The following is a 24,320-nucleotide window of genomic DNA, read 5'->3' as shown; positions in this document are numbered from 1 at the left end:
GCACTCACCCTTGCGACGAGGGTTGCCCCTGGACCGCCTGGATGTCCAGCTCGACCTTAAGCGTGGCTCCGATCAGCGAGATGCCCGCCTGCACCACTTGGTTGTAATTCATAGCGAAATCCTCGCGGCGCAACACGGTGACGGCGCGGAACGCGGCGCGCAGGCCGCCCCACGGGTCGGGGCTCGTGCCGAGGTAGGTCAGATCGAGGTCGACCGGCCGGGTGATGCCGCTCATCGTCAGGACACCATGCAGCGTCCACCGATCCGGACCCGCGGGCGACAACCCGGAGCTCCGGTAAGTGATCGTCGGATGCGGCCCTGCGTCCAGGAAGTCCGCCGAGCGCAGGTGCTGGTCGCGCGTGCTGTTACCGGTGTCTATCGACGCGGCGTCGATCTCGGCCACGACGCCGGACGCCTCGGCGCTCGCACCGATCTCGATGCGCCCCGAGAACTCGGCGAATCGACCCTGCACGCTGGACAGCCCGAGGTGCTGCGCCGTCGCCGCCACCTTGGAGTGCGCCGGGTCGATGGTCCACACGCCGGGCGGCGGGAGCTCCACGCCGCCCTGTCGTGCGAGTACGAGAGTGCCCAGCTCGGCGGTGCCGGACGCGGTCGCGATCGCCGTCGACGCGGCGGGGGCGTACCCGACCGCGGTGACGACGACGGTGTAGACACCGGGCGCGAGAGGGCGGGTCAGCACCCTCCCGTCGTCGTCCGCCTCGGCCCGCACGACCTGGTGGCCGGACATGTCGGTCACGGTGACGACCGCATGCGCTATCGCCCAGCCGTCTTTCGTCCGCACCAGGGCATGCAGGCCGCGCCGCCCCGGCGCGTCTTCTGAGATCTGTGGGCCGGTGTACATGCTGTTCCTGCTTTCACTGCTCGTCAGTCACCCGCGCGGGAGCGACGGCTCCCGCCGGGTGCCTCTTCCAGCACCCCGGCGTCATTCCGGGTAACCGAGCCACACATCGTGCTCGTTCTCGCCCTGACCGGTCAGGTTGAGGGCGCTGGCCGCCGGCGGGTACCCGGTGGCGATGAGGGTGTACTGACCGTCGGTGAGGTCGGCGAAGGCGTACTCTCCGTCTGCGCCGGTCGTCGCCGTGCCGACGACGTTGCCCGCGGAGTCGAGCAGCGTGACCCTGGCGTCGGCGAGCGGGCCGCCGCCGTCCTTGACCCGGACCGTGCCGCGGACGTGGGCACCGGGCAGCAGTTCGATGTCCTTCCTGGTCTGGCCGGCCCCGACCTCGACCGGCACCGCCGCCGGCCGGTGCCCGGCGGCGCTCACCGCGAGCGTGTAGGCCCCGGCGACGACCCCCGAGAAGCTGAAGGTGCCGGCGGAGTCGGTCGTCCCCGTCGTGACCACCTCGCCGCGTACGTCCGTCACGATGACCATCGCCTGGGCGACAGGCGTGCCGTCGGGGTCGCGCACGGTCCCGGACAGCTTCCCCGAGCCCGCGAGCACCAGGTCGAAGTCCAGCGGCTGGTCGCCCACGACGAGAGTCGCGACCTGAGGGTCGTGCTCGCTGGCGGAGGCGATCAGGGTGTACGTGCCGCTGCCGGGCGTCCAGAGGGCGTATCCGCCCTCGGCCGTCGTGACCGTACGGCCGAGCTGGTGACCCCGTACGTCGATCAGGGTGATGGTGGCGTAGCTCACCGGAGTGTCGTCCGTGCGGCGGACGAAGCCGCGGATCCCGCTCCCACCGGAAGGTTCGGTGGCATCCGCCGAAGCGAAGGCCGAGTGTTGCGTCGCTGCCCGGGCCCCCGCCGGTGCCTCAGCCAGACCGCCCAGGCCGCCCAGTCCTCCCCGGTCGCCGGCGCCCACGGACGCCAGTTCCTGCGTGGAGCGATGCGCGTGACGGCCGGGCGCCGAGACCTCGGCAGGTGCGTCCGCGTCCAGAGGCTGCTCGGAGCCGGCGGTGCGGAGCGGGATCTCCTTGATGAAGAGGATGGCGATCAGTGCCAGCAGCGCGCTCGGCGCCGCGTAGAGGAACACGTCGCCGACGCCGTGGCCGTACGCGCTCTGCACCACCGCCCGGATGGGCTCCGGCAGCGCGGACAGCCGGGGAACGGAACCGTCGCTCAGCTCGCTGTGCACGCCCAGCGCGGCCAGGCCTTCGTCCAAGTAGTCCGTGATCCGGTGACCCAGCACCGCGCCGAGAGCGGAGACACCGATTGCGCCACCGAGCGTACGGAAGAACGCGACGACCGAACTGGCCGCGCCCAGGTCCTGTTGCCTCACCTGGTTCTGGACGGCCAGGACGAGGTTCTGCATGGTCAGGCCGACGCCCATGCCGATGGCGACCATGTAGACGGCCAGCAGCCAGTAGTTCGTGTCGTACCGCAGTGTCCCCATGAGCCCGAACCCGGCCGTCAGGAACAGGCCGCCGGCGACCAGGAAGATCTTCCAGCGACCCGTGCGGGTGATGATCTGCCCGGCCGCGGTCGACGACACGGCCAGACCGAGGATCAACGGCAGGGTCATGATCCCCGCCTTCGTCGGCGAGTCGCCTCGCGCGAGCTGGAAGTACTGGGAGAGGAAGGTGGTCGCGCCGAACATGGCGACACCGACAAGAAGGCTGGACACCACGGCCAGGCTGATCGTGCTGTTGCGGAACAGGCGCAGCGGCACGACCGGCTCGCGGACCTTCATCTCCACGAGGAGGAAGAGCAGCGCCAGCACTAGCGCGCCGCCGACCATCACATAGGTCTGCCAGGACAGCCAGTCGTACTTGTTCCCGGCGAAGGAGACCCAGATGAGGAGCAACGAGACCGAGGCGACGATCAGGACCGCGCCACCCCAGTCGATCTTGACCTCGCGCTTGAGCACGGGAAGGCGGAGTGTCCGCTGCAGGACGATCAACGCGAGGACGGCGAACGGCACGCCGACGTAGAAGCACCACCGCCAGCCCAGCCAGGAGGTGTCCACGATCACACCACCGATGAGCGGGCCTCCGATGGTGGCGAGGGCGAAGACCGCGCCGAGGTATCCCGAGTAGCGGCCGCGCTCGCGCGGCGAGATCATCACCGCCATGATCACCTGAGTGAGGGCGGTGAGGCCTCCGGCGCCGATGCCCTGCACGACCCGGGCGCCCAGGAGCATCCCGGGGTTCTGCGAGAGCCCGGCGATCGCCGAGCCGACCACGAAGATGATCAGACTCAGCTGGACGAGGATCTTCTTGCTGACCAGGTCGGCGAGCTTGCCCCACAGAGGCGTGGAGATCGTCGTCGCGAGCAGGTCGGTGGTGATCACCCAGGTGTAGGTGGTCTCGCTCGCGTGCAGGTCGGCGATGATCGTGGGCAGCGCGTTCGACACGACGGTCGCCGCCAGGATGGCCACGAACAGGCCGATCAGCAGTCCCGACAGTGCCTCCAGGATCTGCCGATGCGACATCGGAGCGCCCGGATCGTCCCGCACTGGTACTGCGGTTGTCATCAAAGTCCTTTCACGGTCCGAGCCGTGCGGGGCGGGGGTGCGGGAGGCGTGCGCGGCGGGGAAATACGGATCCTGGCGATGGGACGGGGGAGCCCGGGCGATCTCCTCGCGTCGTGGGTCTCGGCGAGGCGGTAAGGGGAAACAGCCGGCCGCGGCGCTCCCTGCCCTCATCTGGTTGCTGAGGGCAACTATATGCGATTGCCCAGGGCAACTATTTAGTAGTTGTGGGATTTATGTCCGATATCACAGCGTGGTGATCGGCGGTGAAGACCGGGTGCTACCGGGCGGACCACCGGATCGGGGCACCGGACGGATCGGTCGTGAGCCAGGACCCGTCTCCAAGGGGTTCGACGTCGTAGGGGTCCTCCGCGTGCCCCTCGAACTCGCCCTCGATCTGGCCCGAGCGCAGGTCGACACTGTAGTGGCGGAACCACTCCTCCTCGTCCTCGGTCTCTCCGGCGATGGCGACGATGGCCGTGTCCGGAGTGAGGTAGCCGCCGCTGTATTCCACGCCCGCCTCCTCCAAGTCGTACCCGAAGGATTCGAGGGAGAGTTCAAGCGTCACGTCGCCGTCCGGATACGTGTGGAACGCGACGTCCGTCTGCTCGTGGTGGACCGTCATGAAGTGGTCCCCGCCGGGCGTCAAAGCGATGAGTGACCGGTCGTTCCACGGGTAGCGGACGAGATCCAGCCGGCTCCCGTCCAGCGCCCCGCGGAAGATCGTCAAGCCGTCCTGGCCCTCGCCTACGTCCAGGAGAAGATGCTCGCCCGCCGGGTGCCGGTAATGCAGGCCCCCATGCCCGAAGGTCTCCAGATCCGCCTGGGCGATGAGCCCCCCGGTCTGCGCGTCCAGGATGACCCATTGGTCGGGCCGGTTGCGGCCGGCCATGCCGTCGGGGCGGTAGACCCAGGCCACACGGTCGTCGAGAGACAGCGTGCAGCTCGGCTTGTGCCCGTACCGCTCCGCCGACAGCGGCTCGAACGCCGACCGCCAGACCTCGGTGCCGTCGCGCGTCACACAGACCGCCGCGTTCAGGGTCGTGTAGACGGCGCGTTCGAGATCCGCGGAGACCGTGTGATCGACGACGTCGTCTCCCGGGGACGGCTGGAACACCGCCGCGGGCGACAGCAGGCCGAAAGAGCCGGAGGCCACGTCGTAGGCGTGGATGTCGCCGCCGATGAGGCGCGAGAAGAGCTGGAGGGATCGAGCGGGCTGAACCATGCCAGGGAGGGTAGCGGTCGCCACGGACAATCCGAGTATTTCCCAGTCAACCTATAGGGATAGTTGACAATAGGGTTCGCCCCGCACACGCTGAGACAAGGTCCACGCGCACATCGCCCATCGAAAGGTGCAAGCGAATGACCCAGGTCCATGACCAGGCGACCCCCGTCGACGGCTCCTACCAGCACATCGACGTGACGCAGGTCGGCGGCGTGATCGGCGCCGTCGTCGGAGGCATCCGGGTGGGCGGCAACGCCGACCCGGCCGCGGTCGCCGAATTGCGCTCCGCGCTGCTCCGCCATCGAGTGATCTTCCTGCGCGACCAGCAGCACGCCACCGACGCCGACCAGTTCGCCTTCACCAAGCTCCTCGGCACCGTCACCAAGCCGCACCCGACGGTGACCGGTGACGGCGAGGCCGTGCTCCCGATCGACTCCGAGCAGGGCAAGGCCAACAGCTGGCACACGGACGTGACCTTCGTCGACCGGATCCCGGCGATCAGCGTGCTTCGCGCCATCACGCTGCCGCCCTACGGCGGGACCACGGTGTGGGCCAACACGGTGGAGGCGTACCGGCGCCTGCACCCCGGCCTGCGCGCGCTGGTCGGCCGGCTGCGCGCGGTGCACTCGAACCTGTACGACTACGCGGCGCAGCGCCCGCAGATCGGCGGGATCGACGTCAAGGAGCAGGAGTATCGCGAGGAGTTCCGGAGCGTCGAGTTCGAGACCGAGCACCCCGTCGTCCGCATCCACCCGGAGACCGGCGAGCCGTCCCTGCTGCTCGGCCACTTCGTCCGGTCATTCGCCGGCCTGAGCAGCGCCGATTTTCACGATTTGTTCGCCCTGCTCCAGCGGCACATCACCCGCCTGGAGAACACGGTGCGGTGGAGCTGGCGGGACGGCGACATCGCCATCTGGGACAACCGGGCCACCCAGCACTACGCCGTCGCGGACTACGACGACCTGCCCCGGCTCCTCCACCGCATCACGCTGGCCGGTGACATCCCGGTCGGCATCGGCGGTGACACCAGCGTGGTTCTCAAGGGCGACGCCGGTGCGTACTCGCCCGTCGCCCCTTGAGCGCGGCCTGCCAGCCGGCAGGGAGGTCGTGCTCAGGGCCGTCGCGTCTCAGGCGCAGGACCAGATGTCCTTCTCTATGTCGCCCGCGGCCTGAGGCCCCATCAACACGAGGCCACCGTCCACGAAGAACGTCGCCCCGGTCACGTACGACGAGCCGGGCCCCGCGAGGAAGGCGATGACGGAGGCCACCTCCCGCGCGTCTCCGGGGCGGCCGAGCGGGTAACCCGGGCGGCTGCCGGGCTCGGGTGGCTGGTCCTCCTGGCCGGTCATCGGGGTGGCGATCTCCCCGGGAGCCACCGCGTTCACGGTGATGTCGTGCCTGCCCAGCTCCAGCGCCAGCGTGCGGGTGAGCAGCCGCAACCCGCCCTTGGCCGCGCAGTACGGGCCGGCGTCGAGCCGCGGATACTCCTCGTGCACGCTGGTGACGTTGATGATCCGACCGCCCGCGCCGCGGCCGACCATCCGGCGGGCCGCCCGCTGCGAGCACATGAACGCGCCGTCCAGATCGACGGCGAGCACAGACCTCCATTGGTCGTACCCGAGGTCGAGCAACGGCTCGGCCGAACCGGTGCCCGCGTTGTTGACGAGCACCCCGAGGCCGCCGAGCTCGTCCGCAAGCTCGTCGACGACTCCGGCGGCGATCTCCGGGTCGGTCAGATCGTGCCGCCGTACGGCTGCCCCGCGCCCTGCGGCGCGGACCTGCGCGGCGGTGTCCCGCGCGCCCTCCTCGTCGGTGTGGTAGGTGATACCGACGTCGAAGCCCTGGGCGGCGAGTGCGACGGCCGTGGCCTTCCCGATCCCGGAGTCGGCTCCGGTGACGACGGCCACCTTGTCGTAGTCGAAGCGCGACGCCGGTGCCGTTGCGGTGCTGCTCATATGCCCACCTCCCTGGTCAGGCTGGTGCCGTACCCCTGGGGCCCGCCCCTACACCGGGCCGTACGGCGGACGGGCCTGCCCCGGGGCCCCGATGGGCGGGCCGTACGCACGTCAGGCGGTCGCGGCGGCGAGGCGGCCCTGCTTCACCCCGGCGAAGAAGGTGCGGCCCGCCATCGTCATGGCCGGCTGGTGGTCGCCCATGAGCCGGGCGCGGTGGGGCGCGTCGGCGAAGCGCGGCTCGAGCTGGAACTCGGCGGCCACCGACCACCAGGTGACCGGCACGACGCCTGCCAGCACCATCCGCTGGACCGCCGCGTCGTGCGCCTCCTTGCTGAGAGAGGCCGAGGCGTCGACCACGACGTACGGCTCGTAGCCCTCGCGCAGCGCACCGAGCACGGTCTGCAGGACGCAACCGTCGGTGGCGACACCGCCGATGATCAGCTTGCGCCGGCCGGCGGCCCGCACCGCTTCGCTGAAGACCGGGTCGAGGAATGAGTTGAACGCGGTCGTGCGCTCGATGACCGGCTGGTCGCCGATGATCGCCAGCAGCTCGGGGTAGAGCGGGCCGGAGGGCTTGGACGCCTCGCCGTTGGTCACCACCAGGCCGCTTCCGTAGAGCTTGGCGGTCTCGGCGAGCCCGGCGACGTTGGCGATGTGCTCCCGCAGGTCGTGCGAGCGCAGGAGGTTGGCGAAGCCGACGGCGTAGTCGACCAGCACGACGGTGGCGTTGTCCGGGGAGAGCGGTTCGAGGTTCATGGTCGTCCTTTCAGTGGTGAGAGCGGTCGTCTTAATGACCAGATGGTCAGTAACGTATCAGCCCCTAATGTCCACGTGTACAGTTAGGGCATGGTGTCCGATGTGCCGGGGACGGCGAAGAAGCGGGTGCGCGATCCGGAGGCACGGCGGGCCGCCATCCTGGCCGCGGCGCGTACGGTCTTCGCCGAACGGGGCTACGCCAAGGCGACCATCCGGGAGATCGCGCAACGCGCGGAAGTGACGCACGGACTCGTGGTGATGCACTTCTCCACTAAGGAGAAGCTCTTCCTCGCCGCCGTGCCCGGCACGCGCGATCTCGCCGACAGCGTCCAGGGCGACGTGGAGGGCCTGGCCGGGCGGGTCGCCCGCAGTTACGTCGCGCGCATGGAGTCCGCAGACAGTGCCGACCCCTTCATCGCCCTCGTCCGCAGCGCCGCCGCCGACCAGCATTCCGCCAAGGCGCTGCTGCGCGCCATGCGTGAGGAGAGCGTCAACGCCTATCGCGCCGTGCTGGAGGGGTCAGACGTGCCCCTTCGGGTCGATCTGGTGGGCGCGCATCTCATCGGGGTCACGTTCAGCCGCTACGTGCTGGCCGACGGCCCCATCGCGGCCATGTCCCCCGAAGAGCTCACCCACTACCTCACCATGAGTCTGCGCGGAATCCTGCTGGGTTGTCCGGGTGGAGACCTCTCGGCGACCGAGGCGGCGAGCTCCCGCAGCTAGCTGACTGTCTGGGGGCGGGGCGTGGGCGGGCACGTGACTGCCACGGCCGGGCCCGCGCCTCGGGACCGGGTAGTGGGTTGATCCCGCCAAGAGGCTTTGTCGCGATGCTTCATCTCCCATGTGACTCGTGCTGGAGTCACAACAGATAGAAATTCTGTTCGATATCTGTAGCTGATCGTTCACGTTGCGTGAGATTATTCAGACACAGTTTCGATATCGGTGGGGGAGGGATGGCGTGGCCGGTTGGCGCGAGCGGCGTCCGTCTCCTGAGTCGAGCGAACCGATAGGTGGTTCGGAGTGGTGGGCGGAGGTGCGGGAGCGGGCTCGCTTGTGGTCGTCGCATGGCAGTCCGGCGTTGAGCTCTCCGTCCGGGCTCGGGGCGTGGTGGGAAGCCACGCTCGCGGAGAACACATCCTCGGCACCTGGACAGTCTGGTCCCGCGCCGGCTGGTCCCGCGCAGCCGGGAATCGTGCCCGTCGCTTCCCTGAGCCGCGGCGTGCCGTCTGCGGATGACTCCGCCGAGCCCGCGCGTGAGGCACCGGCCGAGGCGTTCACCGGTACGGAAAGCGAAACGGAAAGCGGGGCGGAGGCGGCGACCGGGGCCTCCACCGAAGCGACCGGGTCGGGCCGGTCTACCGCGTGGGGCGGTTCGGACGGAGCCTCTGGGCGGTCCGCGATGCCGGGTGTCTTCGCGGGCTTGGATTGGGCCGGTTTGGGGTCGGCGGGCTTGGTGGCGGCGCTGGTGGATGCCGCGTCCGCGCTGGCCCTGGCAGAGCCGCCGGAGGTGTCGGCTACATGTTTGGCTGAGGCGCAGGAGCTGGTTTACGCGCGAGATCGGTTGGTGTCGGCGATTGCGGCGCGGGTGGATCGGGTGCATCGCACGGATGAGGCTCGGAGTCATGGGCATTCCAGCACTCAGGTGTGGTTGCGGTCGGGGTGCGGCGCCAGCAGGGGCTCGGCCTCATATCTGGTGATGCTGGGCACGCAACTCGCTCGTTTGCCGATCGTGCGGGCCCGGTTCGCGGAGGGCAGTCTGGCCGAGGGGCAAGTCGGTGCGATCTGCATCGCGGTGAAGAAGCTGACCGATGAGCAAGCGGCTATCGCCGAGCCGATCCTGGTGGAGTTGGCCGACAATGCGAGCCCGGAGGATGTGGCCAAGGCGGGCCGCTATCTGGGGTATGTGCTGGATCCGGATGGGCCGCGTAAGGGTGAGGACGACGAGGAGAGCGACTACCGCAAGCGCTACCTGGAAGTCCGCCCCACCGACGCGGGTGGCATGGAGGGCGAGTTCCACCTGCCGAAGGAGTCGGCGGCCCGGTTGAAGGCCTGGTTGGACGCCTACGCCAAACCCCGCAGCGAGAACGACGACCGGTCGCTTCGTCAGCGCAACGCAGACGCGCTCAACGACCTGCTCGCCAAGAAGGTCACCACCGAACTGGTGGTTCTCGTCAACGCCGAATCCCTGCCCGGCGACCAACCCACCCCCGACTACGACACCCACGGCGACGACGGCACTGGCGGCCTGGATGACGCGGACGGGGTCGACGGCGCCGGCGGCCGCGAAGACACCGGCCGCCGAGCCCGCGAGCAATCCGCGCACGCCTCCTCCGTGACACGGCACCACGGGCAACCGGAGTCGGGTGATCGAGGGCGTCGGTTGTTGCGGTGGAAGGTGCCGGGGTTGTTGCTGGCCACTGGACAGTTCCTGTCCCCAGCCGACATTGCACGACTGGCGCGCACTTCCACGTTGATGCGTCTGGTCATGGATGCCGACGGGCAAGTGCTCGACATGGGCCGTGCCGTGCGGCTGGCGACCAACCCCCAGCGCAAGGCGGTCTTCGCCCGGTACGGCACGTGCTGGATCGACGGCTGCCCGCTGCCGGCGACCTTGTGCCAGGTCGACCACGCGGACAACTGGGTAGCGGGCGGGCTGACCAACCTCAAGCTCCTCGGCCCGGCCTGCCAGCACCACAACCGCGACCGCTACCGGCATCCGGAACGCTACGTGCGCCGGCGGGAAGGCAAGGACCGCTGGGCCTACACCTACACCGGACCCCGTTACCGAACACGACGGCGCCGAACATCGGCCGGAGGACCGCCCGCCGCAGGGCCGCCCACCAGCGGAGACCCGCCTTGACAACGCTGTCCGATGCGGACAAACGGCCCATCGGTGGCATTGGCGCTGCTGGCCGCGCCTTCGCTCGCTGCTCGTGTAAATGCGGCGCAGCGGTCACTCCACATGCCGAACACGGCGAGCGAATTTCCCACTAAACCTATTGACTTTATGCCAAATGGTCCGCAGATTTGACACGTGATCATTGACGACGCACGCGGCGAATGTGTCAAGAGCGGCGTGTGCGGCGATGCGGGGCAGGCCCGTGCGCCGCCGGGCCCGCGCCGATCCCCGTCCCCGTCTCTGTCCCTGTTCCTGTCTCTGCCCGACGAGCACACATCCTCGCGGTGGTGCGTGATCAGACGTGAACCGGCCCGTGGCGCGGCGACCTCGCCGGATCGGGAGGCCCTGAGGCCGGATGGACAAGCAACACAGAAGGAGCGAGATGCGCGCATCTCTCCGGAAGCTCGCGATCTCCACCGTGGCAGTGATCACTCTGGTCACGACCGCGGGTGCCGTATCGAGCGCGGGGGCGTCGGCGGCGGCCGGCATTCCCCGCCCAGACGACTATTTCGGCTTTCATATCGGTTCCGATGGCCATCTTGCGACGTGGGACAAGATGGTGAGCTACTTCCAGCTCGTCGCCAAGGGCAGTGACCGCGTCAACTACGAGAAGGTGGGCGACACCACGCTGGGCTACCCCTACGTGATGCTCACCATCAGTTCCAAGAAGAACCTCGACAACCTCGACCGCCTCGTCGCGATCAACGACCGCCTCGCTGATCCGCGGGGACTGTCCGAAGCAGAGGCGCAGCGGCTCGCGGCGCAGGGAAAGCCCTTCTACTACATCCAGGCCGGCATCCACGCGACCGAGGTCGGCAACTCCCAGGCGATGATCGAGATCGCGCACCGGCTCGCGACCGACAACTCGCCGGCCATCAGGCACATCCTCGACAACGCGGTCATCCTGATGGTGCCGTCCCAGAACCCGGACGGGCTCCACCTGGTCAACGACTATTTCAACGCCACGGCCGACACGAACTACAACCGGACCTATCCCGACCTGTACCAGAAGTACACCGGCCACGACGACAACCGTGACTGGTTCATGTTCACGCAGGTCGAGAGCCGCCTGATGGTGTCGATCCAGAACAAGTACCACCCGCAGGTCTTCCAGGACGCGCACCAGGCGGGCACGGGTGCGCCGCGGATGTTCACGCCGCCGTACCTCTCGCCGTCCGACCCGAACATCGACCCGATCACGGTCCAGCAGACCAACGCGCTCGGCATGGCCATGCAGCGCGGGATGACCGCCGCCGGGCTCAAGGGCGGCCAGTGGGGCACCACGTACGACTACTGGTCCCCGTCGCGGCAGTACCAGGTCTACCACGGCTCGGTTCGCATCCTCACCGAGGCGGCCAGCGTCTCCAACCTGGCCTACCCGTACACCAGGCCGGGTCCGATCGGCGACCAGCAACCCGACACGAACTTCATCGAGCCCTACGACCAGAACACCTGGACGCTGCGGCAGATCCTCGACTACACGTCGAACACCTTCTACAGCGGCGTCGAGAACCTGGCCAACGACCCCTACACCTGGCTGTACAACTTCTACAAGGTCGGCCAGAGGGCGGTCACGAAGACCAACCCCTACGCGTACGTCATCCCGGCGAACCAGCGTGACCCGCAGGCCGTGCGTGACGCCCTCGACATCCTGCACACCGGGGCGGTCGAGATCCGCCAGGCGCGGACGGCGTTCACGGCGGGCGGCAAGGACTATCCCGCCGGCTCCTACGTGATCCACCTGGCGCAGCCGTACGGCGGCTTCGCCAAGACCCTGCTGGAGGTGCAGCACTACCCGCAACTGGCGGAGTATCCGGGCGGGCCGCCGCAGGAGCCGTACGACGTGACAGCGCAGACGCTGCCGATGCTGCTGGGCTTCACCGCCGACCTCGTCAAGGACCCGTTCTCCGTCGACACCACGCTGCTTAAGCAGATCAAGCCGGCGCCCGTGACGATGCCCGCCCCTCCCGCCAAGAGCGGCGCCTACGTCCTCGGTCCCGAGTCGTACGGGGCCTTCCAGTTCGTGTCCGACCTGCAGAAGCAGGGTGTTCCGACGTTCCGCGCGGCCCAGAAGTTCACCGACGGCGGTCGTGACTTCCCGGCAGGAACGTTCATCATCCCTCCCACCGACCAGGCGCGCCGGATCCTGCAGACCAGGTCGGCGAGCACCGGGATCCCCGTGTCGACGATCTCCAAGCTCCCCGGCGTCTCCGGCGTGCAGCTCAAGCCGGGCACCCGGATCGGGCTGTACAAGCCGCCGAACAACATGCCGTCGGGCTGGCTGATGTGGATGTTCGACCAGTACCACGTGAACTACCAGGTCATCTCGGCCCAGGACTACCAGGGTGATCTGAACGACAAGTACGACGCCATCGTGCTGCCCGACGGCGTCTCCAGGAGCAAGATCGTCAACGGGCTGAGCGCGACCTCCTATCCGCCCGAGTGGAGCTGGGCCTACGGCGTGGGCGACGCCGGCTGGACCAAGCTGCGCGACTTCGTCACCAACGGCGGCACACTCGTCGCGTACGGCAGCGCCACGAGCACGGCGCAGAGCCTGCTCGGGCTGCCCCTCGAGCCGGTCCTGCCGAACGACTCGTCGTCCTTCTACTCGCCGGGCTCCCTGCTCAGCCAGCAGATCGACACCGACGACCCCGTGGCTTGGGGCATGACCGCCGGCAACCCGGTCTGGTTCGAAGGGAACCAGGCGTACCGGATCACCGACCCGGCCAAGTACGACGCCAAGGTCGTCGGGAAGTATCCCGACAGCGGTGAGCAGCTGCAGAGCGGCTGGCTCATCGGCGGCAAGTACCTCGACGGCGCGGCCAACAGCGTCGCCTTCCACGTCGGGAAGGGATACGTCGTGACGTTCGGCAGCGAGGCCGGGTACCGCACCTGGAACCGCGCCGAGCAGAAGATGGTGTTCAACTCCCTGTACTACGGGCCGTCGCAGAAGCTCGACGCCGAGCAGTTCGCCCATATCTCCGGCTGACCCTCCGTACGCGGATCCGCCCGGCACGGCACCGGGCGGATCCGCCCCTCCAAGCTGCTCGTCTCGTTCAGGGAGACCGAATGACCCATGCACCGGCGACGGACCAGGACCCCGTGATCGAGCTGCGCGGGGTGCGCAAGTCCTTCGGCGAGCTGGAGGTTCTCAAGGGAATCGACCTCGCCGTCACCCGCGGTGAGGTCGTCGTCATCATCGGCCCGTCCGGTGGGGGCAAGAGCACGCTGCTGCGATGCGTCAACCTGCTCGACCCCATCTCCGCGGGACAGGTCTTCCTGGAAGGGGAGGACCTCACCCGGCCGCAGGTGGACCTCAACCGGATACGGCGCCGCATCGGCATGGTGTTCCAGCAGTTCAACCTGTTCCCGCATCTGACGGTGCTGGGCAATCTCACCCTCGCGCCGGTCAAGCTGCTCGGGCTCGGCAGGCAGGAGGCCGAGCGGCTGGCCGGCGACCTCCTGTCGCGGGTCGGGCTGGCCGACAAGGTGGACGCCTACCCGCGGCAGCTGTCCGGTGGCCAGCAGCAGCGCGTCGCCATCGCGCGGGCGCTGATGATGAGCCCCCACGTCATGCTCTTCGACGAGGTCACCTCCGCGCTCGACCCGGAGCTGGTGAGCGAGGTGCTCGACGTCATGCGCGACCTCGCGCGCTCGGGCATGACCATGCTCTGCGTCACTCACGAAATGGGCTTCGCCCGGGAGCTCGGCGACCGCCTGGTCTTCATCGACGGCGGAGTCATCGCCGAACAGGGCCGCCCGGCCGACGTGCTGGACGACCCGCAGCAGGCACGCACCCAGCAGTTCCTCCGCAAGGTTCTGAGATGACCCGGCCCGCGTCCGGGGTGCCCGCCGCGTGCGGGCGGAAGGAGTACGTTGTGAAAGCCAAAGTCGCCGGGCTGCTGGCCCTTCTCGTGGTGGCCGCCGCCGGTTGCGGTTCCGCCGGGGGAGAAGCCGGCACCACAGGCTCGGGCAAGCCGGTCGACGTCGGCGCCCCGCTCCCGGCCGACGTGCAGGGCAAGGGGCAGCTCACGGTCGGCGTGAAATGCGACTACCCGCCTTTCGGCTACATCGGCGAGAGCGGCGAGGAATCCGGGTTCGAGATCGAGATCGCGCACCGGCTCGGCGAATACGCCTTCGGCACGCCCGGCTCCGTGAAGCTCGAGTGTGTGACGGGGGCCAACCGGGTGCCGTATCTCACGACCAAGCGCATCGACCTCATCATCGCGACGATGAACTACACCCCTGAGCGGGCCAAGACCGTCGACTTCTCCACCCCGTACTTCAACAGCGGCGTGAAGCTCCTGGTGCCGAAGGACTCGCCGATCACCTCGTTCGCCGACCTGGAGGGCAAGCCGGTCACCACCACGACCGGGTCCACGGCGAGCATCTGGCTGACCCAGTGCGTGAAGACCGCCAAACAGGTGGCCTTCTCGCAGACGAGCGAGGCGTTCTCGGCCATGCGGAGCAACCGCGGAGTGGCGTTCGCCCAGGACGACACGTTGCTCGCCGAACTGGCCTCGAAGAACGCCGACACGAAGGTCGTGGGGGACGAGAAGGCCGGCAGCCCGTGGGGCATGGGCGTCCGGAAGGGCGACAAGGCGACGCTGACATGGGTGAACGCCGCCATCGAGAAGATGCGCACGGAGGACTACTTCTGGACGGCGTTCCAGAAGACGGTCACCGACAAGGGAGTCCAGCAGCAGTTCCAGCAGTTCGTGCCTCGGCCGGGCAACAGCCTCGAATACCCGACCGGAGACATCTTCCAGTGCTGACGCCGTGTGACACGGGCCGGGCGGGAGTCGTGTGCGGACGATGACGGCCGTCGACTTCGAGCCTGGTTTCGTCTTCTCTCACCTCGGCCCGCTCGGGCAGGGCCTCGCCCGCACGCTCGCCATCAGTGCCGTCGGCACGGCCGGGGCGCTCGCCGTCGGCGGGCTCCTCGGTGCGGCGAGCGCGTTACGGATCCCGGTCGTCCGCCAGGGGATCGGGGCGTACGTGGAGGTGTTCCGGAACACGCCGCTGCTGGTCCAGATCTTCTTCCTCTACTTCGCCCTGCCCGAGGCCGGGGTCAAGCTCAGCGCCTTCACCGTCGGGTGGCTCTCGCTCGTGTTGTGGGGAGGCGCCTACAACGCGGAGAACTTCCGGGCCGGTTTCGAGGCGGTCGACCCGAAATACGTGGAGGCGTGCCGGGCCCTCGGCTTCTCCGAACTCGCCTCCTTCCGCCGGGTCGTTCTGCCGCTCGGCACGCGTACGGCCCTGCCCTCGGTGACCAACACCCTCATCTCCGTCTTCAAGAACTCGTCCTTCATGATCGCCATCGGCTATCCGGAGCTGACCGACACCGCTGTCGACATCGTCTCCGTCACGTTCCGCGCGTTCGAGGTGTTCATCGCCATCGGCGTCGTCTACCTGGGGTTGGTCTGGATCTTCTCCCTGGGAGCGGGGCTGGTCGAGCGTCGTTTCGCCATTCCCGGGGGGCACTGATGATGCCGCTCTGGGTGGGTCCCGTGGCCCGCTACATGGCCACGGGCCTCGTGACGACGCTCGCGCTCGCGGCCGTGAGCATCGCCGTGAGCGTGGTGCTGGGCACCCTGCTGGGCGCGCTGCTCGTCCTGCCCAGCAGGGCCGTACGGCTGGCGGTGCGCTGTTACGTCGAGATCTGGCGTGGCCTGCCGATCATCGTCACCCTCTTCTTCATCTTCTTCGTGCTGCCGGTCATCGGCCTGAGGTTCGACACGTTCGTCGCGGCCGCGATCGGCCTGTGCCTGTGGGGCAGTGCCAACGTCGCGGAAGTCGTACGCGGAGCGGTGCAGTCCGTGCCCCACGGCCAGGCCGACGCGGCCGCGGCGCTGGGTTTCCCCTGGGGGCGGCGCATGCGGCACGTGGTCTTTCCTCAGGCGGTACGGCGGGCCCTGCCGCCGCTGGTCGGGCTGGTCGTCAACCTCACGCAGCAGACCTCGCTGGCCACGGTCATCGGCGTGCTGGACCTCCTGCAGGCGTCGCAACGCTCGATCGAACGGCTCACCCTCTCCACCGGTGCCACCCATGCGATACCGATCCTGGGGGCGGTTCTCGTCGTCTACTTCGTCATCTGCCTTCCGCTCACGTTTCTCTCCCGCCGGCTGGAGCGCTCGCTTCAGCGGGCGTGAAGGGTCTTCCGCGGGAGGCGGCGTCGAGGAGGGGCCCGAGTTCCTGTGCCACGGTGGTCAGGGCGCGCACGTCCTGCTCGGCTCTGGCGATCAGTATCGCTCCCTCGAGTGCGCTGATCATGAGAGTGGCGAGCGACTCGGCCCGCCCGGCCGGCACGCCCATCTCCGTCAGCGCCTGGGCCACCGGCTGGCTCCAGCACGCGAACGCCGCCGCGGCGGCTTCCCTGGTGGCGTCGGCGCCATGGGCGCAGTCGACCGTCGCCGCGGCGACGGGGCATCCGGCTGCGAACCCGGTCGTCTGATACTCGTCGGTCCACTGGCGCACCATCGCGGCGAACAGCCCGCTCGGCGACGGCTCGGGCATCTCGTCGAGGAAACGCGCGACCCGCTTGGCGGCGTAGCGGCCGGCCCAGGCCACCGCCTCGTCGACGAGTTGCCGCTTGCCTCCCGGGAAGTAGTGCTGAAGCGAACCCCGGGGCGCCTGCGCATGCGCGACCACGTCGCGCATGCCCGTCGCGGTCACTCCGTCGCGCCGTATGAGCTGGGCCGCGCTGAAGACCATCCGCTCGCGCGGTCCTCGTCCGGACACCGCCATGTGGACCTCCAGGTGAAAGGAGCGACCCCGCCGTCGGGGCTATTATGACGGTTGTCATAGGCGGACGGCCCGGTGTCCCCCGGGGCATGACCTGAGATGGCGGTGCAGGGTGGTCGTCGGTTTCATCGGCCTCGGTGTCATGGGGCAGCCCATGGCGCTCAACCTCGCCAGGGCGGGGACGGATCTCGTCGTGTGGAACCGCACCGCCGACAGGAGCGGGCCTCTTCGTGCGGCGGGCGCCACGGTCGCGCGGACTCCCGCCGAGGTCTTCCTGGCGGCCCGCGTGGTCTTCCTCATGCTGGCCGACGGCGTCGCGATCGACTCCACGCTGGGCCGTGGCACGCCGGACTTCGCGGCGAACGTCGCAGGACACACGATCGTCCACATGGGGACGACGTCTCCGGAGTACTCATCCGGGCTCGACGCCGACATCCGTACGGCCGGCGGCAGGTACGTGGAGGCTCCCGTCTCCGGCTCGCGGCAACCGGCGGAGGCGGGTCGCCTCGTGGCGATGCTGGCCGGGGAGGACGCCGCCGTGGAGGAGGTCCGCCCGCTGCTCGGACCGATGTGCCACGCGACGTTCGTCTGCGGGCCAGTGCCGAACGCGCTGCTCATGAAGCTCGCAGTGAACCTTTTCCTGATCACCATGGTGACCGGTCTCACGGAGGCGTTTCACTTCGCCGACCGGTACGGGCTGGACAGGGAGCGGTTCGTCGACGTGCTCGGGGCCGGTCCGATGGCCAGCGACGTCTCCCGTATAAAGGCCTCGAAGCTGCTGGACCGGGACTTCGCCGTCCAGGCCGCGGCGGCGGACGTCCTGAAGAACAACAGGCTGATCGCCGAAGCGGCCAGGCGGTCCGGCCTGGCGTCACCGCTGCTGGACGTCTGCCACGCGCTCTTCGACGAAACCGTCACGCTGGGGCACGGGAGCGCCGACATGGCGGCCGTCCTGCATGCCATCGAGGCGCGCACCAAGGCTCGGCCGGAGGCCGGAAATCAGCTCGACGCCCGGTAGCGCAGGTACACAACGCCGCCGGCGAAGCGGCGCTCATCGGCTATGTCGAGCCTGGCGCGAACCCCTTCCGGGAAGACCGGTGTGCCTCCGCCCACGACGACGGGCGTGACGAACAGGTGGTATTCGTCCACCAGGCCCGCCCGTATCGCGTGGGCGGCGAGAGTCGGACCGCCCACGCTGACGTTCCCGCGCTCTTTCAGCGCCTGGACGGCCTCGGGGTCGAAACGCGGCTCGATCCGCGTCCGCGCACTCGACACGGTTTGCAGAGTGCTCGAATAGACGACCTTGTCCGCGGAACGCCATATCCCGGCGTAATCTCGCACCGCGGGCGACTGCCCGTCGAGGGAAACCGTCTCCCAGAAGTGCATGACCTCGTACATCCGGCGCCCGTACAGGTACGTCCCGATCTCGCGCTCCAGGTCGTTGACGAAGGCGTGCACCTCCTCGTCCGGCGCGGCCCAGTCGAACTTGCCTTCTGAATCGGCTGTGTAACCGTCGAGCGACGCGATCGTCGAGTAGATCAGCATGCCTGCTCCCTTCCATCGCGGCGATCCCATCACGGCACGGGGAACGGCGTCTACCGTCGCTCGGCCGCCTTCACCACGACCTCGCCGGCGGGCGTCCGGTAGTAGAGCACCGACCGCCCGGCGCGCCGCCGTTCGACCAGGCCCGCGTCGAGCAGGACCTTGAGGTGGCGGCCCACCGATCCCAAGCCCTGGCCGGTCAGCGCCACGAGTTGGGTCGTGCTCTTCGGAGCGCCGAGGAGGACGAGCACCCCCGCCCGCGCCGGTCCGAGCAGCCTGCCCAGGGATTCCGGCACCGACGCCGTGCCCCCACCGGCCAGCGGGCCCGAGCACGGGTACACCACCGCGTACCGGTGCGGACTGTCCCACGACACCCAGCCCGCGCGCGGCGTGACCGGCACCAGGAACAGCTGCGCCCCGCTGATCTCCCTGGGCGGGTAGTCGTGCGCGTTGATCTGCAGCTTGCCGTTCCCGAGCCAGCGCATCCCGGGACGCAGGTCGTCCAGCACCGCGGCCCAGCCGCCGTCGCCCAGTTGCCGGGTCCTGGCGACGACTTCGGCCTCGATGACGCGGCGGCGCCTCGGCCAGTACGGAAGGACCGTCTCCGTCCACACCCACTCCAGCAGGCCGGCGGCGCGTCGCGCCAGGTCGGGCCGGTCCAGGCGGCGTGGCAGCGGGCCGCGCAGCGACACCGCCAGGTGGTCCTTGACGGCCTCGGCCGGGGCCTCACGTACGCGGGCCAGTTCGTCCTCGAAGGCCGGCTCGCCGTCGCCGGAAGGCGTGGGGGTGAGGAAGTCCGCGATCCAGCCACGTCCCATCGACGCCCACAGGAGCAGCGCGGTGTCCGGATCGGCGGCCAGCCGGTTCTGGTAGGCGGGCCGGTGGGCGTCGAGCCACGGCCGCTCCCCGGGATGCGCGGCCGTCCCGTTCACGAGGGTGATCAGGCTCGCCATGGTCTCGGCGAGAGGGGAGATGACGAAGCGGCTTCCCGCGAGAGTGTCGGCGTTGACCACCCACAAGCCCATCGTTTCGCCTCCCCGCGAAACAATAACGCCGCCGCGGCGAGTCCGCCGAGACTGCACCGGTGCGTACGTATCGAGAACTGTTCCGGACACCGGAGTTCACGCCGCTGTTCCTGACCGTCTCCGTGCAGGTGGCGGCCTCGACGGTGAGCGGACTGGCGTTGGGCACAGCGGTCTACACCGAGACCGGCTCACCGCTGCTGTCCGCCCTGGCCGTGTTCGGCCCCTCGCTCGCCCAGGTGCTCGGCGCGGCGACGCTTTTGTCGGCAGCCGACCGGCTGCCGCCGCGGGCCGCGCTGGCCGGCACGGCGCTGCTTTTCGGAGTCGGAACCGCGGCCCTGGCCATCCCGGGACTTTCCGTCTGGGCCGTCTTCGCGATCGCCTTCGGCCTCGGCATGACCGGTGCCCTGGCCGGCGGGGTGCGCTACGGCCTGCTCAACGAGATCCTCGCGAAGGACGGGTACCTGCTCGGCCGATCGGTGCTCAACATGTCGGTCGGCGCCATGCAGATCTGCGGGTTCGCGGTCGGCGGCCTGCTCGTCGCGGCGCTTTCGCCGCACGGCACGCTGCTCACCGCCGCGGCACTGGACCTCGCCGCCGCGGCGGTCGCGCGGATCGGGCTCAGCCGCCGTCCGCCGCGTGCTGCGGGGCGGGCGTCGATCGCCGAGACGTGGCGCACCAATGCCCGGCTGTGGGCCTCGCCGCCCCGCCGATACGTCTACCTCGCGCTCTGGGTGCCCAACGGGCTGATCGTCGGTTGTGAGTCGCTCTACATCTCGTACGCTCCCGAGCACGCCGGACTTCTGTTCGCCTGCGCGGCACTCGGAATGCTGGCCGGCGACACGGTGACCGGCCGGTTCATGCCCCAGCGGTGGAGGGAACGGCTCGGCGCCCCGCTACGCCTGTTACTCGCGGTGCCGTACCTGGTCTTCGTCGTGCACCCGGCGCTGCCGGTCGCGGCGGCGGCCGTCGCGCTCGCGTCGGTCGGATACTCGGCGAGCCTGCTGCTGCAGGAGCGTCTGATGTCCCTGACCCCGAACGAGCTGAGCGGGCAGGCGCTCGGCCTGCACTCCTCCGGCCTGCTCACCATGCAGGGCGTGGGCGCCGCCATCGCGGGCGCCGTCGCCGAGCAGACGTCGCCGTCGGCCGCGATGGCCGTGATGGCGGCAATCTCGGTGGCGGTCACCCTCTGCCTGGCGCCGCGCCTGCGATCAGGCCGCCGGCCCCGAACTGAGGCGTTCAGTCCAGGGTGACGAGCCACTCGTTGAGCTGAGCCATTCGTTGAGCTTGGGCATCGCTCGCGCCAGTGCGAGCAGGATCGCTTCGTCGAACTCGTCTAGAACGCGGCGGCGGATGCTGTCCAGATGCGTCGAATATGCCTCCGCCAGGCGGTCGGCCCCCTGGTCGGTGAGGGCGGCATAGGCTCCCCGCCGGTCGTCCGCACACCGGATGCGCTCGACCATTCCGTCGCGGGAAAGGCGGTCGGTGACCCGGGTGATGCCGGCGGCGGACATCATGACCGCCTCGGCCAGGTCGGCCAACCGGAGCCGCTGATCGGGTGCTTTGGCCAGGGCCAGCAGTGTGCCGAACTCGTTGAGATTGAGCCCCTGCCGGGCTTGCAGGTCGGTGTCGAGCATGTGGGGAGTCACGAGGAGAACGCGGAGGAAGAGGTCCCAGGCCGCCGCCTCCTCCGGGGTGAGGTCATCGGGCTGGGTGAATGGGGGGATTCGGCGTGGCAAGGTGATATCTCCTGATCAGACCCGTTTCGGGCCGGACGCCTGCTTTTCTTGGCTCGCTCCGATCGTCCCGCGATTGGCGGGCTGCGTCGATCGCCACATTGAATCGCATACATCTCGACAATTTGTGGCTGAAAAGTGTGCGCGTTGTTGACGGGGAGTCGCCGCTCCCCGGGAGAGCGAGCGGGCCCGGCGAATAACCCACTAAACAAGTAGGTCTTGACTGAAATAGGGCGGTGTGTTGAGGTGAAGCTGTCCACGCCACGCAGAAAGGCAGCTCGCCATGCCTGTCGAGTTTCTCGGCATCGGCGGGACCAACGACGGCTCGGAAACGTCGCCGCGCTCCGGTCCCTCCTTCGACAAGCAGTACACGCTCCGCCTGGCCCGGGCTCATCAGGAGTACGGCTGGGACCGCGTCCTGTTCGCCTACGGGTCCGGGTCGCCCGACCCGGCCCAGGCCGCCGCGTACGTCGCCACGAGCGTGCCGGACCTGGGGATCCTCCTGGCCCATCGGCCGAACGTGTCGTATCCGACGTACGCCCTCAAGACGTTCGCCACGCTCGACCAGATCAGCGACGGACGGCTGACCGTGCACTTCATCACCGGCGGCAACGACCACGAGCAGGGTAGGGAGGGCGACTTCCTGACCAAGGACGACCGCTACTCCCGGACCAGGGAATACATCCAGATCGTCAAGAAGGGCTGGACCTCGCGGGAGCCCTTCGACCACGACGGTGAGCACTACTCGTTCAAGGACTTCGTGTCCGACGTGTTCCCGGTCCAGGAACCGCGCCCGCTGGTCTCCTTCGGCGGATCGTCGCCGGTGGCGTACGAGGCGGGCGGCGCGGAAGCCGACATCTACTGCCTGTGGGGCGAACCGCTGGCCGACACCGCACAGCAGATCTCCTCCATCAAGGAGGAGGCGCGGCGGGCCGGCCGTACGGACATTCCGAAGATCCAGGTCGCGTTCCGGCCGATCATCGCCCCGACGGAGGAGCTGGCCTGGGAGAAGGCGCACCGCATCCTGGGCGACCTGCAGCGCGTCGGGGCGAACAGGCGACGTCTGTCCGGGGCGCCGCAGAACACGGGATCGCAACGGCTCCTGGAGGTGGCCGCGAGAGGCGAGCGTCACGACCGCGCGTTATGGACGCCGACCGCCGCGGCGACCGGCGGCGCCGGTAACTCCAACGCGCTCGTCGGCACGCCCGAGACCGTCGCCGAGGCGCTGCTCGACTACTACGACCTCGGCGTGGAGATCCTCTCCGCGCGCGGCTACGACATCCTCGACGACGCCATCGACTTCGGCCGCCATGTCATTCCGCTCGTCCGCGAAGGGGTGGCGGCGCGCGACCGGGCCAAGACGCCGAGCCCGGTGGGATCATGACGCTGCCGGGCGCCACGGCCGAGCTGGCCGTCCAGCGGGACGAGCCCGCGTTACGCGTCGTCCCGAGGCGCCATCCGCTGCGCTGGATCGCGGGCGGCGGCGTGCTGCTGCTGCTCGCGATGGCGGGCAACTCGCTGGTCACCAATCCCGCGTGGGAGTGGGACGTCGTCGGCCAGTACCTGTTCGCGCCCTCGGTGCTGCGCTCGGTCGTGCTCACCCTGGAGCTGACGGCGCTCGGCATCGTCCTGGGATTCGCCCTGGGAACCGTGCTGGCCCTGATGCGCCTGTCGCCCAATCGGCTGCTGTCCTCGGTGGCCTGGGGCTATGTGTGGTTCTTCCGTTCGGTGCCACTGATCCTGCAACTGCTGTTCTGGTACAACCTGGCGCTGCTGTATCCACGGTTGTCGTTCGGGGTCCCCTTCGGGCCCGGCTTCTTCGACATCGGCACCATGGACCTCATCGGGCCGCTCACCGCCGCCGCGCTCGGACTGGCACTCCACCAGGCGGCCTACGCCGCCGAGATCGTACGCGGGGGGCTGCTGTCGGTGGATCCGGGCCAGCGGGAGGCCGCGGCGGCACTGGGCATCCCACGCGTCCGGCGGCTTTTCCGGGTCATCCTGCCGCAGGCGATGCGCACCATCGTGCCGAACGCGGGCAACGAGATCATCGGCCTGGTCAAGGGCACGTCCGTCGTCTACATCATGGCGCTGCCCGAGTTGTTCTATCAGGTGCAGGTCATCTACATGCGCAACGGCAGGGTGATGGCACTCCTCCTGGTGGCGGCCGTCTGGTATCTCGTCCTGACCACGGCGTTGTCGGCCGTGCAGTACTACGTCGAGCGGCATTACGGCAGGGGCCGCTCATGACCTCGATGGTGGAGCTGCACGACGTGCACAAGAGGTTCGGCCCGCTTCACGTGCTGCGCGGCGTGAGCCTGAGCGTGCGGCAGGGCGAGGTCGCCGTGATCCTCGGACCGTCCGGCTCGGGGAAGTCGACGTTGCTGCGCACGATCAACCATCTGGAGAAGGTGGAGTCGGGCACGGTCGAGATCGAGGGAGAGCTGGTCGGATACCGGCGAGCGGGCGGCCAGCTGCACGAGCTGCACGAGCTGGAGATCCTCCGGCAGCGTACGAAGATCGGCTTCGTCTTCCAGAGCTTCAACCTTTTCCCGCACCTCACCGTGCGGCAGAACGTCGCCGAGGCGCCGCTCTCGGCCCAGCGGCGGCGCAGGGCCGAGGTCGACGCCCTGGTGACCCGGCTGCTCGACCGTGTGGGACTGGCCGACAAGGCCGACGCCTACCCGCGCACCCTGTCCGGCGGCCAGCAGCAGCGCGTCGCCATCGCCCGCGCGCTCGCGCTGGAACCGAAGGTCGTGCTCTTCGACGAGCCGACCTCGGCGCTCGACCCCGAACTCGTGGGCGAGGTCCTCGAAGTGATGAAGGACCTGGCCCGCACCGGCACCACCATGCTCGTCGTCACCCATGAGATCGGCTTCGCCCGCGAGGTGGCCGACACCGTCGTCTTCATGGACGCCGGCCGGATCCTCGAACAGGGACCGCCGTCGCAGGTCCTCGACAGCCCGCGACACGAGCGCACCCGCGCCTTCATCGGCAAAGTCCTCTGACCC

Annotated in this window: 22 protein-coding genes; 13 read left to right on the top strand and 9 right to left on the bottom strand. The window is 69.1% G+C overall.

Annotated features, from left to right (window positions below):
- Window positions 1-4 precede the first annotated feature (4 nt).
- The 3 genes from Pth03_RS21315 to Pth03_RS21305 form a co-directional block, all read right to left on the bottom strand.
- On the bottom strand, window positions 5-862 hold the full coding sequence (locus Pth03_RS21315) for a YceI family protein (RefSeq protein WP_203946093.1): 858 nt from the start codon (window positions 860-862) through the stop codon (window positions 5-7).
- Between the two features lie 81 nt (window positions 863-943).
- Entirely contained in the window at window positions 944-3,433 is a 2,490-nt protein-coding gene (locus Pth03_RS21310; protein WP_203946092.1) for an MFS transporter, read from the bottom strand.
- A gap of 277 nt (window positions 3,434-3,710) precedes the next feature.
- A complete protein-coding gene (locus tag Pth03_RS21305; RefSeq protein WP_203946091.1) occupies window positions 3,711-4,655 on the bottom strand; it encodes a hypothetical protein in 945 nt (314 codons plus the stop codon).
- Window positions 4,656-4,792: 137 nt separating this feature from the next.
- On the opposite strand from Pth03_RS21305, the gene Pth03_RS21300 reads away from it, so the two are divergent.
- Window positions 4,793-5,734, top strand: coding sequence for a TauD/TfdA dioxygenase family protein (locus Pth03_RS21300; RefSeq protein WP_203946090.1), 942 nt, complete (start codon window positions 4,793-4,795; stop codon window positions 5,732-5,734).
- A gap of 48 nt (window positions 5,735-5,782) precedes the next feature.
- Here the strand turns inward: Pth03_RS21300 and Pth03_RS21295 are convergent, their stop codons facing one another.
- Complete coding sequence (locus Pth03_RS21295) at window positions 5,783-6,610, bottom strand: SDR family oxidoreductase (RefSeq protein ID WP_203946089.1); 828 nt, start codon at window positions 6,608-6,610, stop codon at window positions 5,783-5,785.
- A 111-nt stretch (window positions 6,611-6,721) separates the two neighbouring features.
- Complete coding sequence (locus tag Pth03_RS21290; RefSeq protein ID WP_203946088.1) at window positions 6,722-7,366, bottom strand: isochorismatase family protein; 645 nt, start codon at window positions 7,364-7,366, stop codon at window positions 6,722-6,724.
- 90 nt (window positions 7,367-7,456) lie between these two features.
- Between Pth03_RS21290 and Pth03_RS21285 the strand changes: the two genes are divergently transcribed.
- The 7 genes from Pth03_RS21285 (at window position 7,457) to Pth03_RS21255 (ending at window position 16,417) form a co-directional block, all read left to right on the top strand.
- A complete protein-coding gene (locus Pth03_RS21285) occupies window positions 7,457-8,089 on the top strand; it encodes a TetR/AcrR family transcriptional regulator (RefSeq protein WP_203946087.1) in 633 nt (210 codons plus the stop codon).
- A gap of 676 nt (window positions 8,090-8,765) precedes the next feature.
- Window positions 8,766-10,226: an HNH endonuclease signature motif containing protein gene (locus Pth03_RS21280; RefSeq protein WP_239119240.1), complete on the top strand. Its 1,461-nt coding sequence runs from the start codon at window positions 8,766-8,768 to the stop codon at window positions 10,224-10,226.
- 421 nt (window positions 10,227-10,647) lie between these two features.
- On the top strand, window positions 10,648-13,254 hold the full coding sequence (locus Pth03_RS21275; protein ID WP_203946085.1) for a M14 family metallopeptidase: 2,607 nt from the start codon (window positions 10,648-10,650) through the stop codon (window positions 13,252-13,254).
- A gap of 80 nt (window positions 13,255-13,334) precedes the next feature.
- Entirely contained in the window at window positions 13,335-14,093 is a 759-nt protein-coding gene (locus Pth03_RS21270) for an amino acid ABC transporter ATP-binding protein (RefSeq protein WP_275413156.1), read from the top strand.
- Between the two features lie 50 nt (window positions 14,094-14,143).
- On the top strand, window positions 14,144-15,040 hold the full coding sequence (locus Pth03_RS21265) for a transporter substrate-binding domain-containing protein (protein ID WP_203946084.1): 897 nt from the start codon (window positions 14,144-14,146) through the stop codon (window positions 15,038-15,040).
- A gap of 40 nt (window positions 15,041-15,080) precedes the next feature.
- On the top strand, window positions 15,081-15,752 hold the full coding sequence (locus Pth03_RS21260; protein WP_239119251.1) for an amino acid ABC transporter permease: 672 nt from the start codon (window positions 15,081-15,083) through the stop codon (window positions 15,750-15,752).
- Window positions 15,752-16,417, top strand: coding sequence for an amino acid ABC transporter permease (locus Pth03_RS21255; RefSeq protein WP_203946082.1), 666 nt, complete (start codon window positions 15,752-15,754; stop codon window positions 16,415-16,417). The genes Pth03_RS21260 and Pth03_RS21255 overlap by 1 nt, the downstream gene beginning before the upstream one ends.
- Here the strand turns inward: Pth03_RS21255 and Pth03_RS21250 are convergent.
- On the bottom strand, window positions 16,371-17,012 hold the full coding sequence (locus Pth03_RS21250) for a TetR/AcrR family transcriptional regulator (protein ID WP_239119239.1): 642 nt from the start codon (window positions 17,010-17,012) through the stop codon (window positions 16,371-16,373). The genes Pth03_RS21255 and Pth03_RS21250 overlap by 47 nt on opposite strands.
- Before the next feature lie 109 nt (window positions 17,013-17,121).
- On the opposite strand from Pth03_RS21250, the gene Pth03_RS21245 reads away from it, so the two are divergent.
- A complete protein-coding gene (locus Pth03_RS21245) occupies window positions 17,122-18,027 on the top strand; it encodes an NAD(P)-dependent oxidoreductase (protein WP_203946081.1) in 906 nt (301 codons plus the stop codon).
- On the opposite strand, the gene Pth03_RS21240 is transcribed toward Pth03_RS21245, so the two are convergent.
- Complete coding sequence (locus tag Pth03_RS21240) at window positions 18,009-18,554, bottom strand: dihydrofolate reductase family protein (protein ID WP_203946080.1); 546 nt, start codon at window positions 18,552-18,554, stop codon at window positions 18,009-18,011. The genes Pth03_RS21245 and Pth03_RS21240 overlap by 19 nt on opposite strands.
- 50 nt (window positions 18,555-18,604) lie before the next feature.
- Window positions 18,605-19,576 carry an ArsR/SmtB family transcription factor gene (locus tag Pth03_RS21235; protein WP_203946079.1) on the bottom strand — a complete coding sequence of 324 codons (972 nt, stop codon included), beginning with the start codon at window positions 19,574-19,576 and terminating at the stop codon, window positions 18,605-18,607.
- Between the two features lie 59 nt (window positions 19,577-19,635).
- Here Pth03_RS21235 and Pth03_RS21230 point away from each other — a divergent pair, with 59 nt between their 5' ends.
- Complete coding sequence (locus Pth03_RS21230; RefSeq protein ID WP_203946078.1) at window positions 19,636-20,826, top strand: MFS transporter; 1,191 nt, start codon at window positions 19,636-19,638, stop codon at window positions 20,824-20,826.
- Here the strand turns inward: Pth03_RS21230 and Pth03_RS21225 are convergent.
- On the bottom strand, window positions 20,785-21,312 hold the full coding sequence (locus tag Pth03_RS21225) for a MarR family winged helix-turn-helix transcriptional regulator (RefSeq protein WP_203946077.1): 528 nt from the start codon (window positions 21,310-21,312) through the stop codon (window positions 20,785-20,787). The genes Pth03_RS21230 and Pth03_RS21225 overlap by 42 nt on opposite strands.
- Before the next feature lie 280 nt (window positions 21,313-21,592).
- On the opposite strand from Pth03_RS21225, the gene Pth03_RS21220 reads away from it, so the two are divergent.
- The 3 genes from Pth03_RS21220 to Pth03_RS21210 are packed head-to-tail and all read left to right on the top strand — an operon-like array spanning window position 21,593 to window position 24,317.
- The gene (locus Pth03_RS21220; RefSeq protein ID WP_203946076.1) at window positions 21,593-22,693 is read left to right on the top strand and encodes an LLM class flavin-dependent oxidoreductase; all 1,101 of its coding nucleotides are present in this window, start codon (window positions 21,593-21,595) and stop codon (window positions 22,691-22,693) included.
- The gene (locus tag Pth03_RS21215; protein ID WP_203946075.1) at window positions 22,690-23,559 is read left to right on the top strand and encodes an amino acid ABC transporter permease; all 870 of its coding nucleotides are present in this window, start codon (window positions 22,690-22,692) and stop codon (window positions 23,557-23,559) included. Before Pth03_RS21220 ends, Pth03_RS21215 begins: the two co-directional genes overlap by 4 nt.
- Window positions 23,556-24,317 carry an amino acid ABC transporter ATP-binding protein gene (locus tag Pth03_RS21210; RefSeq protein WP_275413155.1) on the top strand — a complete coding sequence of 254 codons (762 nt, stop codon included), beginning with the start codon at window positions 23,556-23,558 and terminating at the stop codon, window positions 24,315-24,317. The genes Pth03_RS21215 and Pth03_RS21210 overlap by 4 nt, the downstream gene beginning before the upstream one ends.
- Window positions 24,318-24,320: the final 3 nt, after the last annotated feature.

The organism is Planotetraspora thailandica (assembly GCF_016863335.1).
Lineage (GTDB): Bacteria > Actinomycetota > Actinomycetes > Streptosporangiales > Streptosporangiaceae > Planotetraspora > Planotetraspora thailandica.
Note: the sequence above shows the minus strand (reverse complement) of the source record. Positions and strands in the feature narration are given on the sequence as shown.

Coding starts and splice junctions, on each gene's coding strand:
- Pth03_RS21280 (WP_239119240.1), top strand. CDS start 8,766: ATGCCGGGTGTCTTCGCGGGCTTGGATTGGGCCGGTTTGGGGTCGGCG.
- Pth03_RS21300 (WP_203946090.1), top strand. CDS start 4,793: ATGACCCAGGTCCATGACCAGGCGACCCCCGTCGACGGCTCCTACCAG.
- Pth03_RS21290 (WP_203946088.1), bottom strand. CDS start 7,366: ATGAACCTCGAACCGCTCTCCCCGGACAACGCCACCGTCGTGCTGGTC.
- Pth03_RS21285 (WP_203946087.1), top strand. CDS start 7,457: ATGGTGTCCGATGTGCCGGGGACGGCGAAGAAGCGGGTGCGCGATCCG.
- Pth03_RS21315 (WP_203946093.1), bottom strand. CDS start 862: ATGTACACCGGCCCACAGATCTCAGAAGACGCGCCGGGGCGGCGCGGC.
- Pth03_RS21260 (WP_239119251.1), top strand. CDS start 15,081: ATGACGGCCGTCGACTTCGAGCCTGGTTTCGTCTTCTCTCACCTCGGC.
- Pth03_RS21310 (WP_203946092.1), bottom strand. CDS start 3,433: ATGACAACCGCAGTACCAGTGCGGGACGATCCGGGCGCTCCGATGTCG.
- Pth03_RS21220 (WP_203946076.1), top strand. CDS start 21,593: ATGCCTGTCGAGTTTCTCGGCATCGGCGGGACCAACGACGGCTCGGAA.
- Pth03_RS21235 (WP_203946079.1), bottom strand. CDS start 19,576: ATGGGCTTGTGGGTGGTCAACGCCGACACTCTCGCGGGAAGCCGCTTC.
- Pth03_RS21240 (WP_203946080.1), bottom strand. CDS start 18,554: ATGCTGATCTACTCGACGATCGCGTCGCTCGACGGTTACACAGCCGAT.
- Pth03_RS21215 (WP_203946075.1), top strand. CDS start 22,690: ATGACGCTGCCGGGCGCCACGGCCGAGCTGGCCGTCCAGCGGGACGAG.
- Pth03_RS21255 (WP_203946082.1), top strand. CDS start 15,752: ATGATGCCGCTCTGGGTGGGTCCCGTGGCCCGCTACATGGCCACGGGC.
- Pth03_RS21295 (WP_203946089.1), bottom strand. CDS start 6,610: ATGAGCAGCACCGCAACGGCACCGGCGTCGCGCTTCGACTACGACAAG.
- Pth03_RS21275 (WP_203946085.1), top strand. CDS start 10,648: ATGCGCGCATCTCTCCGGAAGCTCGCGATCTCCACCGTGGCAGTGATC.
- Pth03_RS21250 (WP_239119239.1), bottom strand. CDS start 17,012: ATGGCGGTGTCCGGACGAGGACCGCGCGAGCGGATGGTCTTCAGCGCG.
- Pth03_RS21210 (WP_275413155.1), top strand. CDS start 23,556: ATGACCTCGATGGTGGAGCTGCACGACGTGCACAAGAGGTTCGGCCCG.
- Pth03_RS21270 (WP_275413156.1), top strand. CDS start 13,335: ATGACCCATGCACCGGCGACGGACCAGGACCCCGTGATCGAGCTGCGC.
- Pth03_RS21305 (WP_203946091.1), bottom strand. CDS start 4,655: ATGGTTCAGCCCGCTCGATCCCTCCAGCTCTTCTCGCGCCTCATCGGC.